14 protein-coding genes are annotated in these 15229 nt (G+C 73.5%); 2 read left to right on the forward strand and 12 right to left on the reverse strand.

What is annotated here, in order from left to right:
- Positions 1 to 12: 12 nt before the first annotated feature.
- From POL25_RS06850 to POL25_RS06895, 10 genes are all read right to left on the reverse strand, one after another.
- Positions 13 to 819: a PIG-L deacetylase family protein gene (locus POL25_RS06850; protein ID WP_272085094.1), complete on the reverse strand. Its 807-nt coding sequence runs from the start codon at positions 817 to 819 to the stop codon at positions 13 to 15.
- 34 nt (positions 820 to 853) lie between these two features.
- Positions 854 to 1063, reverse strand: a complete 210-nt coding sequence (locus POL25_RS06855; RefSeq protein ID WP_272085095.1) for a hypothetical protein — start codon at positions 1061 to 1063, stop codon at positions 854 to 856.
- Positions 1064 to 1155: 92 nt separating this feature from the next.
- Positions 1156 to 1920, reverse strand: a complete 765-nt coding sequence (locus POL25_RS06860) for a hypothetical protein (RefSeq protein WP_272085096.1) — start codon at positions 1918 to 1920, stop codon at positions 1156 to 1158.
- Entirely contained in the window at positions 1890 to 2843 is a 954-nt protein-coding gene (locus POL25_RS06865; protein ID WP_272085097.1) for a glycosyltransferase, read from the reverse strand. The genes POL25_RS06860 and POL25_RS06865 overlap by 31 nt, the downstream gene beginning before the upstream one ends.
- Positions 2840 to 4012, reverse strand: coding sequence for a glycosyltransferase (locus POL25_RS06870; RefSeq protein WP_272085098.1), 1173 nt, complete (start codon positions 4010 to 4012; stop codon positions 2840 to 2842). The genes POL25_RS06865 and POL25_RS06870 overlap by 4 nt, the downstream gene beginning before the upstream one ends.
- Entirely contained in the window at positions 4009 to 5733 is a 1725-nt protein-coding gene (asnB, locus tag POL25_RS06875) for an asparagine synthase (glutamine-hydrolyzing) (protein ID WP_272085099.1), read from the reverse strand. The genes POL25_RS06870 and asnB overlap by 4 nt, the downstream gene beginning before the upstream one ends.
- A gap of 8 nt (positions 5734 to 5741) precedes the next feature.
- Positions 5742 to 6695 carry an asparagine synthase-related protein gene (locus tag POL25_RS06880; RefSeq protein ID WP_272085100.1) on the reverse strand — a complete coding sequence of 318 codons (954 nt, stop codon included), beginning with the start codon at positions 6693 to 6695 and terminating at the stop codon, positions 5742 to 5744.
- Positions 6692 to 7912, reverse strand: a complete 1221-nt coding sequence (locus POL25_RS06885; protein ID WP_272085101.1) for a radical SAM protein — start codon at positions 7910 to 7912, stop codon at positions 6692 to 6694. Before POL25_RS06885 ends, POL25_RS06880 begins: the two co-directional genes overlap by 4 nt.
- Before the next feature lie 136 nt (positions 7913 to 8048).
- Entirely contained in the window at positions 8049 to 10718 is a 2670-nt protein-coding gene (locus POL25_RS06890) for an ATP-binding protein (RefSeq protein ID WP_272085102.1), read from the reverse strand.
- Between the two features lie 7 nt (positions 10719 to 10725).
- Positions 10726 to 11286 (reverse strand): biliverdin-producing heme oxygenase, encoded by a 561-nt coding sequence (locus POL25_RS06895; RefSeq protein ID WP_272085103.1) that lies wholly within the window; start codon positions 11284 to 11286, stop codon positions 10726 to 10728.
- A 206-nt stretch (positions 11287 to 11492) separates the two neighbouring features.
- On the opposite strand from POL25_RS06895, the gene POL25_RS06900 reads away from it, so the two are divergent.
- The gene (locus POL25_RS06900) at positions 11493 to 12515 is read left to right on the forward strand and encodes a PAAR domain-containing protein (protein WP_272085104.1); all 1023 of its coding nucleotides are present in this window, start codon (positions 11493 to 11495) and stop codon (positions 12513 to 12515) included.
- Positions 12516 to 12525: 10 nt separating this feature from the next.
- On the forward strand, positions 12526 to 13641 hold the full coding sequence (locus tag POL25_RS06905; protein ID WP_272085105.1) for an immunity protein Tsi6 family protein: 1116 nt from the start codon (positions 12526 to 12528) through the stop codon (positions 13639 to 13641).
- A gap of 9 nt (positions 13642 to 13650) precedes the next feature.
- Here the strand turns inward: POL25_RS06905 and POL25_RS06910 are convergent, their stop codons facing one another.
- Both POL25_RS06910 and POL25_RS06915 read right to left on the reverse strand, forming a co-directional pair.
- Positions 13651 to 14451 (reverse strand): glycoside hydrolase family 19 protein, encoded by an 801-nt coding sequence (locus POL25_RS06910; RefSeq protein ID WP_272085106.1) that lies wholly within the window; start codon positions 14449 to 14451, stop codon positions 13651 to 13653.
- Positions 14452 to 14453: 2 nt separating this feature from the next.
- Positions 14454 to 15224, reverse strand: a complete 771-nt coding sequence (locus POL25_RS06915; RefSeq protein ID WP_272085107.1) for a hypothetical protein — start codon at positions 15222 to 15224, stop codon at positions 14454 to 14456.
- Between the last annotated feature and the right edge of the window lie 5 nt (positions 15225 to 15229).

Raw genomic sequence — 15229 nt, forward strand, 5'->3', positions numbered from 1 at the left:
CGCTTCAGCGCATCATTCCCGCCACCAGATCGGCTCGACGTGCGGCGCATCGCCGAGCAGCACCGCCCCCGGGTCTGCTTCGCCGAACAGCGCCCCCAGCTGCGACGAGTACGCGCGCACCGCCGCACTCGCGCGCGGGTCGGGCTCGGCGAACACCTGCACCTCGCGGCGCAGCCCCAGGCGCGGCTGCGTCGGCGCCGACAGCATCGCCGCCAGCGGGGCCAGGCACGCCTCGCGCTCGCTCGCCGGCAGGTACGCCCGCATGAACGCGCTCACACGCGCCGACGCCAGGAACTCCTCCGCCGGCGCGGGCGCCACCGGCTCGCCGTCGACCGCCGCGCCGATCTGCCGCAGCCGGGCCCGCACCGCGTGGCGCACCAGCGCGTACGGGCGGTCCTCATAAAAACCGACGCGCCCCGCCATCCCCACGTGCGCCGCGTGGACCGCCCGGTGATCGACGTGCTCGCCGACCCCGAGCGGCAACAGCACCGTCTCCGGTCGCACGCGCATCACCACCGCCGCGATCACCCGCGCCACCTCGGCTGCATCGGCCGCCTCGACCTCGCCGAGCACCAGCGCGCGGAAGCTCCGCGGCACGCCCAGGCGCTCGGGCGCGTCGCGCAGGCCCACATGCAAAAACTCCGCGCCGAGCAGCGACGTCGCCGCGACGTCCTCGGCCCGCCGCGTCGCGTGGTCCGCGTCGCCCTCGCTGAACACCGTCGCCACGATCACCCGCTCGCTCCGGGCCCGCGCCGCCAACCACGCCGGCAAGGAAAGCACCGCGTCGTCGAGGTGCGGCGAGATCACCAACGCCGTCACGGATCGCTCCTCGGCCGCGCCGCACCGAATGTCATCACGGTCTCGTTTCGCGGTGCCACGATTCGCACTCTCCGCTCGACGCCTCACCGATTCGCATCACCCGGCCATCGACGCGCGGCGCCTCGATTCGCACCATCACCCGGTCAGTGACGCGCGGCGCCTTGAGCCCCGTCACGCGGTCAGCGACGCGCGGCGCCTCGAGCACCATCACCCCGTCAGCGACGCGCGGCGCCTTGAGCACCATCACCCCGTCAGCGACGCGCGCTACCTCGACTCGCAAGATCACGCCCCCGCCCCTCGCCGAATCGCCCGTCCCCGATGCGCATCCTCGAATCTTCACCCCTGCACCAGCGCCCCGCCGACCCCGAACCCGAGCGTCAGCACCAGCGTCACTCCTGGCGCCACCCCGGCCTCCGCCACTCCGATCGCGGCCAGCTCCGCGTCGTTGACCAGCAGCGTCGGCACCCCGACCAGCCCTGCCGCCGCCAGGAACGCCTCGACGATCGGCTCGCCCGCGTACCACGGATACGAGCACGTCCCGAGCGCCCCCTCCGGCGAAATCTCGCAGGGCAGCGCCATCACGATCCGCTCGCACCCTCCCGCTGCCATCTCCCGCAGCCCGGCCGCCACGAATCCGATCAGGGCCGTCCGCCCGGCACCTTCGACCGGCCGCCCGCTGATCGGGATCGCCGTCAGATCGCGCGGAGAGCTCCAGCGTCGGCCGTCGCTGGCGACGATCTTCAGCCGGCTCTGCCCGAGGTCGACCACCAGCCCCTGCGCGCCGGCCAGCACCGCCAGACCGCCCTGCTCCGCGCACCGCTCCGGCGCCGCCGCGACCGCGGCCGGTACTTGCGAGCTGTCCCAGCGGACATGTCCCGAAGCACCGCCGGCCAGCACGACCCGGTCGATCCTGCGGCACAGCGGCGGCAGCGGCGTCGCCGACTCGCAGGCCGCCTCGCCGGCGATCAGCGCCTCGACCGCCCGCGCCAGCGCCCGCCCGTAGCTCGCGTCGCGCGGCGCCGCGTACAGCGGCGCGCCGTCGACCACCAGGTCCCACAGCTCGACCGGCGTCACCCGGGGATCTCGGTGGCGAGCGAGCATTTGGTCTCCTCGACCGGCGGCCAGGCCGGACATGTCCTTCGCGACATGTGTTGATAATACCAGCGCTCGACGTGATACCCGATCTTGCACGCCGCGAGCGCCAGCTGAAATTCATGATAGGCGATCCGGTCGGCCAGCGGCGCCGCGGCCAGCCGGTCGGGGCGCCGCGCGCCGAAGCGCCGGTGCGCCGCGTCGAGCTCGGGGAACAGCGCGCTGCACCGCTCGAGCTCCATGCGCATGCGCCGGTAATAACGGTACATCCCGCGCAGCGTCTCCGGCGCCCGGAAATATACGCACCCCTCCGCGGTCTCGGCCAGCGCCTGCGGCCCGTGCTCGCCGACGATCCGGCGCGAGAGATAGATGTCGTCGACGCGCATGCCGGCCGCGAAGTCGTAGAAGCGGTCACGCGGCAGGCCACCGATCCGCCCCGCCAGCTCGGCCCGCGTCGGCACGTCCCAGCCGCGGATCGCAAAGCACTTGCCGTTGAACCACGTGCGCTGCGACGAGAACCCGCGCTCGCGGTTGTACACGTGCAGCGCCCGCGCCAGCCGCCCGCGCGCCACCGGCGGCAGCGGCACGCGCGGCGGCCAGGCGACCACCAGCTCCGGCCGCGCCAGCATCGAGCGCACCAGCGCCGCCAGGGTCGGCGGCGTCACCAGCACGTCGGCGTCGACGAAGATCTGGAACGGCCCCGGCCGCAGCCCCGCGCGCTGTGCCTCGACCTTGCCGCCGCTGGCCCGCCGCGTCGCCACCCCGCGCGCGACGGCGACCGCCTCGGTGCCGTCGCTGCAGTCGTCGAGCACGACCTCGAGCTCGCAGCGAATCCCCTGCTGCGCGGCGTGACGCGCCGACACCAACAAGGCGTCGAGGCACGGCCCGAGCGCCCGCTCCTCGTTCTTGGCCGCGACGGTCACGGGGATCACGTGCGACATAATGCCAACACCGCCTCGGCGGCCGCGCGGGCGCCCCCCGCAGCGTAATAGCTGTCCGCGATGCGCCGCGCCTGCTGACGCGGCGCACCGTCGCCGCACAGCGCCGCCAGGTGGCGCCGGACCTCGTCGACATCGGCGCGCGCGAGGTCGCAGGCGACGCCGGCCCCGGCCTCGGCGACGAAGCGGGCGTTGTGCGGCTGGTCGTTGCAGATCGGCGCAATCAACAGCGGCACGCCGTGGGCCAGCGCCTCCATCACCGAGTTGGCGCCGCCATGGCTGACGAGCGCGCGGGCGCGGCTCAGCAGCGCCAGCTGCGGCGCGTACGCGACCAGCTGGACATCCGGCGGCGCGGCGAACGTGCGGGCCAGCTCGCCCATCGCCAGCACCAGCTGCCACGGCTGACCGCGCGAGGCCGCGATCACCACCTCGAACATGCGCGGTTGATGCCAGATCTGGCTGCCGAGCGCCATCAGCACCAGCGGCCGCGGATCGAGCCCTGGCACCTCGACCTCGTCGCCGCGCGCCGCGATCGGCAGCGATCCGCCCGCGAGCAGCACGTCCGCGACCTCGCGACCGAGCAGCGCGGGCGTCGTCCACGCGACATTGAGCCACGGCGAGAGACAATCACTGACGCGGAACCGCGGCACCGGCACACCGTACCCCGCGAACAGCTCGGCCCGCGGCAGCGCCGAGGTCGTGGCGACCAGCTCGCTGTGCCACGAATCCGGGACCACGGGGTTGAGCGACGTCGACAGCCCCGCCCACGGCAGGTTGGCGCGCGCGGCCACGATCGGCGCCGCGTAGGCCATCGGGTCGGCGACGATCACATCGGGCCGGAACTCGCCCACCACTCGCGTCAATTGCTCGACCTCGGCCGGCACCGTGTCCACCAGCATCGCGGCGATCCACGCGCGCAGTCGTTCGGGGTCCGCGACCAGCGCGGCGAACTCCGCCCCGCGATTGGCCTCGGGCGGCGGCGCTCCGCTCGCGCCGACGAACACGCGCTCGGGCGCGAACCCGGCCCGCGTCAGCGGCTCGCGCAGGTCGCACGGCGAGTAAAAGCCGACGGTGTGACCGCGCCGCGCCAGCTCCTGCGCCGGCCCGATGAACGGGTGCACGTGGCCCTTCTCGGCGAGCACGACGAACAGCGCGCGGGTCATGGGATCCCGTGATGATGCCCGAAGTGGCACAGGCCGATGATGCGAAACAGGGCCGCCCGCTCCCACTCGATCAGCCGCCGCTGCGGCGCCAGCAGCGGCGCCAGTGCGGCCACATCGACCCGCGCTCGCACCAGCTCCGGCGGGTCCGCCAGCAGCCGCGACGCTTCGCTCTGAAGCACCCCCGCGGCCCCCTGATCCTTCGGCAGCGCCGACTTGCGGCGTGCGCGGATCTCCTCCGGCACCACCCCGCGGAGCGCCGCGCGCAGCACCGCCTTCTCGACCCCGCCCGCGAGCCCCGACGCTGGCGGCACCGCGGCCGCCAGCGCCAGCAGCTCGCGATCGGCGAACGGCACCCGCGCCTCGAGCCCCGCGCGCATCGTGTGCACGTCGCCGTTGTGCAGCAGCCGCGGCAACCACCGCTCGACGATCAGCGCCGTCGTGCCCGCGATGCGCTGCGCCGGCGAATCACTCGGTCGCATCCACGCCCGGTAGCGCTCCGTGAACGTCGCCAGCGGATCTGCCAGCACCTCGCGGCGCACCGGCACCTGGCCGAAGCGGCGCAAGATCGCCGCCGGGCTGGCCGTCGCCGCCGCGTCGAGCAGGAAGTGATAGCCGAAGTGCGTCTCGTCGGCCGCGTCGCCGACCAGCACCGCCTTGACCGTCCCGGCCGCCGCGCGCGCGAGCCGGTCCTGCGCGACCTCCTGCTCCCACGCCGGCAGCGCGTCGTTGTGCCGGGCGATGCGCTCGAGGTCCGCGGCCAGCTCGCTGCGCGGCGCCTGCACCCGCATCAGCGACAGCCCGCTGGCCGCCGCCGCCCGGGTCGCGAACGGAGAATCATCGGACACGACGATGGTCGAATGATCATAGTCGAACCCGGCCATGCCCTCGAACGCGATCGTATAGGCCGGCGGCGGCTCCGGCAGCGCCGCGGCGGCGAACGCCGCGATCGCGCTCGAGTCGAGCCCGCCGCTGAGGAACACCCCGATCGGCGCCTCGGCCACGCAGGCCCGCTCGACCGCGCGCTGCAGCGCCGATCGAAGTGCCTCCGGCGCCGGCGCCTCGCCGTCCGCCGCGACCTCGAAGCGAAAGTAGCGCCGCGCCGTCGCGCCCTCGCGCGAGACCTCGAGCGTGTGGCCCGGCTGCAGGTATTCGACGCCTTCGAACATCGAAGTCGCCACCCCGCTGAAGCACGGAGCGATCAGGTACTCGAGCACCGCGTCATCGTCCGCGCGCACCGGCGAATCACGGCAGTGCGCCACCGCGTGCGCCTCCGAGGCGAACACCAGCTCGACCCCGTCCCACGCGTAGGCCAGCGGCTTGACCCCGAGTGGGTCGCGGGCCAAAAACCCGCAGCGGCGCGCGTGGTCCCACACGAAGAACGCGAACATCCCGTTGAACCGGCGCACGCACGCCGGGCCCCACGCGGCGAAGGCCGCCAGCACCGTCTCGGCGTCGCAGCGGGTGCGGAACGGGTACGAGAGCTCCGCGCGCAGCGCGGTATGATCATAGACCTCGCCGTTGAACACGATCGAGAACCGACCGTCGGGCGTGGTCATCGGCTGGGCGCCGCCCTCGCGATCGAGCAGCGCCAGCCGGGTGTGCTGAAGCACGCAATACGGGTCGACGAGCTCGCCCTCACCGTCGGGGCCGCGGTGGCGCAGCCGCTCGCGCATGACCCGGGCGCGAGCCAGCTGCGCCGCCGCCCCGCCGTCGAAGCGCACGATCCCCGCTATGCCGCACACGACACGATCAACCCGGGAAAGCGCCGCGACAGCAGCGCGAGCGTGGTCCAGCCGACGCGCCCGCGATCGCTCGAGAGGTCGGGCTCGCGGCCGAGCGCCTGCGCCAGGGCGGCGACCCGCGGGCCGTCCCACAGCGGCGACAGATCGATCGGCGGGGCGAAGCGCGGCTGCTTGGGCCGGCGCGCGATCGCCTCGGGGACCCCGAGTTCGACCGCCAGGCGCCGCAGCGCGTGCTTGTGCGGATCCTCGGCGACGTGGCGCGCGACCGCCTCGGCGAGGAACGGCGCGCCCGGCTCGAGCCCGGCCGCGCGAGCCAGGGCGCCGACGATCGGCAGGTAATCGGCGCCCGAGGTGCCGCGGAACACCTCGTCGGCGCCGTCGCCGGTGACGAGCACGTCGTGGCCGTCGGCGCGCACGGCCCGCGCCAGCAGCCACCGACTGACCGGGTGCAGGTTGTAGAGCGGAGCCTCGCAGGCCGCGATCACCTGCGGCAGCGCCTCCACGTAATCCGCCGCGGTCACACGAATCACCCGCAAGGGCAGCCCCAGGGCCCCGGCGACCGCGCGCGCCTCGGCCTCCTCGCTGTATCCGGGCAGCTCGGGCGCCAATGTGTAGACCGTCGCACGCGCCCCGAGCAGGCCCGCGAGCGCGGCCGAGTCGACGCCGCCGCTCAGCGCCAGCGCGACCCGCCCCGCCGGCAACGCATCGAGGGCGCCAGCGAGCAGCGAATGCAGCGATCCGGGCGGGCCGCGGTGATGCACCCCGCGCAGCCACGGCGGCAGCACCAGGCGCGCGCCGGCGATGCAGGTCGAGCCGTCGGCCGTGACCTCGCCGAACGCCGCTCGCACGCCGTGCGCATCGAGGCTCACCGCGGCGCCGCCGACCAGGCCGACCAGCGACGCTCCCCGCCGGCCCCGCCATTCATAGCAGTGCGCCGTCATGCCCGGGGCACGCGCAGCGGGTGCAGCCGGCCGGCGCGCACGTCCGCCCCCGAGAGCTGGGAGTGCGCGGCGACCGGGCCGTCGCCACCGTGGCAGAAGCGGCACGAGACCAGCGGCTCGACCCGGTTGAGGTACGCCAGCAGCGCGGCGCCGAGGTCGGGCGCATCGAGCGGCACACCATCCCCGGCGCGCGCGGCCTCGCGGTCGTCCGGGTGGGCGCCGTGGGCGATGTCGCGGTGGAACTCCTCGGCGTAGGCGGCCCGCGTGCACATGTAGAACTTGCCGCGGCGGACCACCAGGCAGCGGTGACGCAGCCAGCAGCGCTCGTAGGTCGCGCGCAGGGCGGCGTCGTCGTGCTCGCGCTCGGCCCGCATCACCTCGCTGAACTCGCCGACCGGCTTGACGTTGAGCACCACGTCGAACGCCCGCGCCTTCTCCCGCGCCGCCGCCAGGTGGGCCGGCCGCACCGGCGCGCTGGCGTAGTGCGAGATCGTCAGCTCGTCGAGCGCCTCCCAGAACCCGTCGTCCATGGCGTGCAGCCGCAGGCCGTTGGTGAACAGGCGCACCGTGTCGCTGATCCCGCTGCGCCGGATCGCGTGCAGCACCCCGGTGATGTCCGGGTGCAGCAGCGGCTCGCCGCCCATGATCTTGAACACGTCGACCTGCAGCTGCGCCGCCATCGTCCGGCATATCGCCTCGATGTCGGCGACCGACTGCGTGTGCTCGCCGAGGTACGGCGACATGTTGCAGCAGTGGGCGCAGCGCAGGTTGCAGTGCTCGACGACGTGCAGCTCGAACGCCTCGACGCGGATCTTGCCGTCGCTGCGCGCGTAGAGCTTGCGCTGCGAGGTCGGCCGCTCGCCGCGGCGGACGAAGGAGGCGCGGGCGCGGGCCCGGCCGTCGCGCGGGCGCACGTGCACGGCTGTCTCTTTGGCCAGGCGCCGCCGCAACCACCGCTCGAGCCGCGGGCCGTCGTCGTCGGCGACCGCGGCCTCGACCGCGAGCAGGTCCTCGACCCGGTAGGCCCCGGCGACGCCGTGGGCCGTCAGCTCGGCTTGCGAGGTGGCGTGGCGCAGCGCGGCGAGCAGCCGCTCGAGCGCCAGCTCGCCGCGATCCTCGACTTCGACCTGCACGTCGAGCCGGTCGCCGCCCGCGTCGCCGCGAGTCACCGCGACCTCGATCGCCACGCCGTCATGGTTCGTCGACCAGCCGGTCATCCCGGGCAGGGTAGCCGGCCGGCCCGCCCCCGCTCAAGGCCAGCCGCGCCGCGCGGTTCCGCCGCCCGCGACTTCGACGCGCGAGCGTCGCCCGCACGACCTCCCCATTCGTGCGACCCGGGCCAATGACGGGACTTCAGCGCCTTCGCCCCGCGACCTCGGCGACCAGCTCCATCAGCGCCTGGGCGTCGATCGGCTTGCCGATGTGGGCCTGGAACCCGGCCTGCAGCGCCGAGACCCGGTCCAGCTCGCGCGTGTAGGCCGTGAGCGCGATCGCAGGCAGCGCCCCGCCCTGCTCGCGGGGCCGCGCTCGCAGCGTGCGCATCAGCTGCAGCCCGTCCTGCTCCGGCATGCCGATGTCCGAGATCATCACCGCGAACCCGCCCGCGGCGGCCGCGGCCAGCGCAGCGGAGGCGGAGGCCACCGCCGTCACCGTCGCGCCGCCGAGCTCGAGCACCCGCTGCAGCAGCTCGCGCGAGTCGGCCTCGTCCTCGACCAGCAGGCAGCGCAGGCCGGCCAGCGGGCGCGGCGGAGCGGTCTTCTCGACCTGCGGCAGCGCCTCGCGCGAGCCGGCCGTGGCCAGCGGGAGCTGGACCGTGAACGTCGCCCCGCGCCCCTCGCCCTCGCTCTGGCCGTGGACCTGGCCGCCGTGCAGCTCGACCAGCTTGCGCACGATCGCCAGCCCGAGCCCGAGGCCTTGCGAGCGCCGGTTCATGCCCGCGTCGGCCTGGCGGAACGCGTCGAACAGGAACGGCACGAACGCCGGCGCGAGGCCCTGGCCGGTGTCGCGGACCGTGACCACCGCGTCGTCGCCGACGCGTCGCAGGTCGACGTGGATCGTCCCGCCCTTGGGCGTGAACTTCACGGCGTTGGTGACCAGGTTGCCGGCGATCTGGCGCAGCCGCGTCTCGTCGCCGAGCACCGGCAGCGGCGCGTCGGCGAACGTGCGCACGAGCTGCAGCTCCTTGGCGCGGATCGCCAGCGCGGCGGTCTCCAGCGCCGCCCCCACCGCGGCCCGCAGGTCGAGCTCGGCGACCTCGAGCGTCAGCTTGCCGCTGGCCATGCGCGACACGTCGAGCAGGTCGTCGACGATCTGGGTCTGCAGCTGGGCGTTGCGGGCGATGACCTCGATCACGTGCGGCACCTGCACCGCCGGCACGAACCCCTCCTGCATCATCTGCGCCCAGCCCGAGATCACGTTGAGCGGCGCCCGCAGCTCGTGGCTGACCGTGGCGATGAAGTTGTCCTTGGCGCGGTCGGTGTCGAGCAGCCGTTGATTGAGGGTCCGCAGCTCCGAGGCCCGCTGGCGCACCCCACCGAGCAGCACCCGGCGCAGGCTCGACGCGGCCTCGATGTGCGCCGCCTGCCACGGCAAGCTGCGCCCGCGGACCGTCTCGCGCCACAGCGCGAACGAGCCGCGCGGGCTCAGCCGCGGCGGCCCGTCGCCGCTCGCCCCGACCGCGGTCTTCGCCGGGCCGCCGGCCCAATCGATGGTCTGCTCGGTCGAGGGGCGGAACCACAGGATGTACTCGCCCAGCGCCCGCGACACGGCGACTGCCAACAACCCCGCCGGCTGGCCGGCGAATCCGACCGAGCCCGGGAACCGCACCGCCAGCCGATCGGTGACGACCACGTCGTCGCTCGCCGTGCGCAGCCACGCCACCAGCGCCGCGACCTCGTCCGCGCCCGGGCACTCGCCGACGCAGCGGAAGCCCTCCTCGAGCACCACCGCCGCCCCGGTCGCCCCGACCAGCTCGAGCAGCGCCGGCGTGCCCAGCCCGTCGAGCATCTCCGCGTGCGTCACCACCGACTGCACGATCGCCGCCTCCTGGACCTGGGCGCGCCGCGCCTGCTCGGCCTCGTCGGCGCGCTCCAGCACGCTCAATTGCCACGACAGCGCCTGGGCCAGGAATTCGGCGGTCTCGCGGATCTGGAATGGCACCACCCGCGGCCCGCTGTAATGATGGCAGGCGATCAGCCCCGCCAGCGCGCCGTCGACCAGCAGCGAGATCGACATCGACGCCGTCACGCCCATGTTGCGCAGGTACTCGATGTGGATCGGCGACACGCTGCGCAGCACGCCGTGGCTGAGGTCGAGCGGCGCCCCGCTCGCCGGGTCGAGCGGCGGCAGCAGCGGCACCGGTCGGTAGTCGACGTCGCCGATCAGCCGCAGCCAGTTGATGGTGTAGAGCCGGCGCGCCTGCGCGGGGATGTCGGAGGCCGGATAGTGCTGCCCGAGGAACGGCTCGAGGTCGGCGCGCCGGTCCTCGGCCACGACCTCGCCGTTCCACTCGGGGTCGAAGCGATAGACCATCACGCGGTCGAAGCCGGTGATCGCCCGGACCTCGGCGGCGGCGATCGAAGTCAGCGCGGCGACATCGCGCGCCGCCTGCAGGCGCAGCACGCTGGCGCGCAGCCGCGGATCGAAGGCCGGGGCCGGGGCGGCGGCCCCAGGGGCGCTCGCGCGCGGCTCGAGCTCGACGACGAGGACGTCGCCCACGCGGTGGAGCACGGCCTCGAAGCTGCGACCGGAGCGCGCCGTCAGCGGCAGCGGGTTGTGCTCGCGCAGCGCCTCCGAGGCGGCCGCGGCCCGCAGACGGTCCGCGCTGCCCGGCTCGAACAGCGCCAGCGCCGAGGCCCCGCGCGCCGCCTGGGCCGTCACCGCGAGGTGCTCGCCGACGTTGGCGCTGACCTGCTGGACCACCAGCTCCGCGCCGCGGCAGGCCAGCAGCACGCCGTGCGGCTGAATCGCCCCCGGGATGTGGATCGGCTCGCTAGCGCAGGTGTCGAGGGTGACCGGCTCCATGCGCGCGCTAGCGTATCGCTCCCGCTGCCGTGAATGCAGCGGTAAAGCGCGCGAACGCGGCGGCGGCAGCGCGGCACACGGCCACGACTTGCGCTTCGCTCAGCGCCTCGTCGTGCTCCGCGAGCCCGACGAGGAAGGCCTTCCAGGCCGCCGCGGTGCCCTCGCCGCGCAACCGCAAGTATCGCGTGGGCGCCGCCGGCCCGAGCGCGGCCTCCACCTCGCGCGCCAGCACCATCCCGCCGAGCGTCGAGCCGGCGAGCACGTAGCTCCAACCGAGAGCCTGCTCGCGGGTGGCGTCGATCGGCGCCGCGTCGTCTTCGGCCCCCGCGACAGCACCGAGCGCGGCGAGGTCGGCGAGCAGGCACTCGCGCCGCGTCGGCTCGCCCGGCGCCGGGAACCACGCCAGCATCGCCGCCTCGAGCGGCGCCACCGCGGCCAGGCTGCCGCGCAGGAACGCGACGTAGCGATCGCGGGTGATCGCGCTGGCCGACATGGCCAGGGCAGCGTCGAGCTGCCGGTGATGTTCGTGCGTCTCGCTGCGCAGCGCGGTCAGGAGTCGTCCGGGCAAGCGCTATCACCCTACCACGACCGATCCGTCGGCCATCGATCGCCGATCGCCGACCTCGCGCGGTTTCACACGCCTCCACCACGCAGCAGCGACGTCGCCCTTTCACGCGCGCCGCCTCGTGACCCGCGCGCCGCGAAGCCGCCGACCGTCTCTGATAGAGTGGCTCTCTGCGCCCGCGTGAGCGCGCCGCCGAGGACCGCCGCAGCATGCCCGACGCCGCACGAATTGGTGATATGCACGCCTGCCCCAAGGTCGAGCCCGGGCCCGTCCCGCACGTCGGCGGACCGATCCTCAGCGGCAGCGCCAACGTCATCATCGGCTACTCGCCGGCCGCCCGGGTCGGCGACAGCATCGTCTGCTTCCCCGTCGGTCCGGCCGACAGCGTCCAGGACGGCTCGCCGACGGTGCTCATCAATTTCCGCGACGCCGCGCGCAAGACCGACCCCTCGTCCCACGGCGGCCAGGTCACCGCCGGCTGTCCCACGGTCATCATCGGTGGTTCACCGCAGAGCATGGCCATGTTCACCGCGGCTCGCCGCGCCACCCCGTTCTGTGAGGAGTGCGAGCGGCGGCGGCGCGAGATGGACGACCGCGACGACTCGGCCGAGATCGAGACCGACACCGTCACCCTCGTCGACGACGAGCCCCCGGTCGGCGCGCTCCTCGGCGCTGCCCTGTCCGCCGCCGACGGCTTCACCCCGCAGGAGCTCGCCGTTCAGCCCGATCAGGCCGACGGCCTCGACGACCTGCGCCGGTCCGCCCGCTACGCCGTCGCCTATCAGTTCTACGCCGCGCACGGCGGCGACAAGCTCAAGCCGAGCCGGATCTGGTCGCACATCGGCGGCATCGACATCTCGCAGCCCGTCGAGGTCGTCGACATCGCCGGTCGCACCCTCTACCAGCGCGGGGTCCCCGGCGCCGGCACCGGCCAGTACTTCGCGCTCGACCCCGCCGTCGCGCCCGAGCAGCTCGGCGTCTCGGAGCAGGTCTACCCGCTCGTCGACGGTGAGCCCACCCCGCCACCTGTCCCACGGGACAGGCGCGTGATCGCCTTCGACGACGAGGTCCCCGCGCTCGGCCTCAAGAGCACCGCCGCCGCGATCACCGACACCTGGTCGATGCCGCCGACGATCGACGACCCCGGCCAGATCGTCCCCTGCGACGGGGGCGGCACCCAGCTCATGGTCCCCAAGGTCTTCCACGCCGGCGCCAGCCTGGTGCTCCCGTAGGATCCTCGCCATGGCCGACACGATGCGGATCCTGTCGCGCGACGCCTTCGCCGAGGTATTGCGCGAGGCCCAGCAGCGCGCCCGCGAGCTCGACCCCTCGCGCTGGCCGCTGCTGCGCCAGGTCGACGCGCAGCTCGAGTTCATGGCCCGCACCACCGCCGACGGCCGCGTGCCGTACCCCGAGGAGCGCGCGCGCACGACCGTCGGCCCGCTCGCCGCGCGGGAGCTCGAGTCGATCGACCCCGAGTTCGCCGACCAGCTCGAGGAGCTCGACTACACCTTCCACCGCTACCCGCTGCTGCCGAAGGGCCCGCCGCTGCGGCGCCGCGGCATCTTGCAGGTGTGGACCGGCCGCGACGCGTTCCGCAAGTTGATCCTCGAGCACGGCGAGCCGCGCACCGTCGGCACCGCGCGCGCCGATTTCGTGGTCCACGCCGACGCCGCCGGCTCGCCGCAATTCCAGATCGTGTGGGACGGCGTCTGCGCCCACGTGCGGGCCCACGACCCGCACCAGCTCACGATCGACGGCGCGCCCGGGTGGTACGGCGAGCTGGCCAACCGCGGGTGGGTCAAGGCCGGCGCCACCACCTTCCGCTTCCTCGTCGAGGACCGCACCCCGCCGCGCTCGCCCGCCGCGCCCACGCCCGCCAGCGCCGCCGCGCTCGAACAGCTGCGCCGCCGTCGCGACGCCGGCGACCTCTACGCCGTCATCGACGCCGCTCGCTCCGACCGCGCCCTCGTGCTGCTCGACGAGAGCGTCGACCCCCACGCCTCGCTCTACGACGGCGAACCGGGCCGCGCCCTCGACGACGTCGCCCCCTACCTCGTCCAGTTCCGCCGCGACTCCGGCCTGCTCGATCGCCTCGTCACCGAGGGCTGGGGCGACGCCTGGGGCATCTTCCTCGAGAGCAGCGCCGAGTTCGAGGCCGTGCGCCGCCACCTGCGCCAGTTCCTGGTCGTCAAGGGCGAGGGTCAGTCACGCCGCTTGTTCTTCCGCTTCTACGACCCGAGAGTCATGCGCACCACCGCCGAGGTCCTCACCGCCGAGCAGCGCGCCGAGCTGCTGCAGGACCTCGGCTGCATCCTCTACGAGGACGAAGACGGCGGCCTCCGCGAGCTGCGCTGACCGCCGCGCTCACTTCGGGCGGTTGGTGCACTCGGCCACCTTGAACACGACCTTGGTCGTGTTGAAGTGCGTCTTCCGGCTCTCTCTCGAATCGGTGTAGTAGTTGACGACGTCGGTGATAGCGTCGACGTGCGCGCCGGTGTCGCCGAGGTCGGACTTCTCGTTGAGCTTCTTCCAGCGCCAGTACGCCATCGCCGACAGCATCCCGCCCTTTGGCTCGAGCGTCTGCTCGACGTTCGCCACGATGTCGAGCCCGTTGCCGGGGTAGCGGGCGTTCATCTGGTTCTGCACGTTCTGATAGATCTCCTTGCCCGTGATCTGGATGTACCCGCGCCCGCGGTACAGCCAGCCCTCCCCGCTCTCGATGCTGCCGTTGCCGTTGCGCTTGCCGTAGGCCCGGTTGGCGATCGCCTCCTGGTCGGCGGGGTGATCGTCGTTCCTGCCGTACAGCGCCGCCTCCGCCGGGTTGTCGCGGAAGTAATTGAACTTCTCCTTCAGCACCGACTCCTTGTAGTTCAGGTTCTCCGTCAGCGCGTTGATCGACGCCCCGACCTCTTGCCGGATCTGGGCGAAGAAGTGGGCCTTGCGCAGGCAGCGGTTGAGCTCGAACTTCTCGAACGCGCTGTTGAAGGCGTCCATCACCGCGGTGATCTTGGCCGACGAGGCGCTGGGGAAGATCGCCGTCATCTGCTCCTGCGTCACCTTCGCGCAGCAGCGCGGGCAATCGCCCACGCACGCGCCGACCGGCGAGTTGACCGGGCTCGCGCCGGACCCCGTGTTGAGATCGCTAAGTCCCTGCCGGTGCGCCATGCTCAGCTCCTCCTCGGCAGGTCACCCAGCACGTGCTTCAGCCAGGTGACCGCCTTCTTCTCGAGCCGGACCGGCCACCTCGCCGGCTCTGGCGCCAGGCCGTCGCGGATGGTGTTGGCGATCCACGGATACAGCGGATCGTCGGCGCAGCCGTGGCCGAACGCGAACATCAGCACGCTCATCAGCGCCTCGCCGCGGGCGCTCGGCGACTTGAGGCCACGCGCCGCCTCGACCCCTTCGGCGATCAGGCTCGTCAGCGCCTGCTCCCCGATGTAAGCCGCCTTCTCCGGGTACACCGCCGCAAACTGGCGCGCCAGCTCGCCGACGATCTGCGCCGGCGGGTACTCGAGCGGCTGCTCCGCAAATTGCAGGATCCGCCGCAGCGCCGCGAACGTGAAGTCGTCGTCCGGCCCGGCCACCTGCCGCCGGTACTCCGTCACCCGGTCATGGATGCGCCCGGCTCGCTGCATCTGCGGATCGTCGGTCGCCGTCGTCAGCAGCTCGTGAAACCACGGGTACTGCGGATCGGTGTCGAAGCGGCTGCCGAACAGCAGCATCAATTCGAGGTACATGCGCACCGGCCCGCGCAGGTCGAAGCCGTGGCGCTCGGCCGCCTGCATGCCCTGCTGCACGACCACCAGCATCTGCGCCTCGCCCAGCGTCTTGAACAGCGGCGGCGAGAAGGCGGCCAGGTGGGCCACCATCTCGATCTCGAAGGCGCGCCGCGGCGGCTCGCGGAAGCGCGCCAGTTGGTCCTTGCCGATCGTCAGCATCGTGT

The sequence above is a fragment of the Nannocystis bainbridge genome (assembly GCF_028368995.1).
GTDB classification, from domain to species: Bacteria; Myxococcota_A; Polyangia; order Nannocystales; family Nannocystaceae; genus Nannocystis; species Nannocystis bainbridge.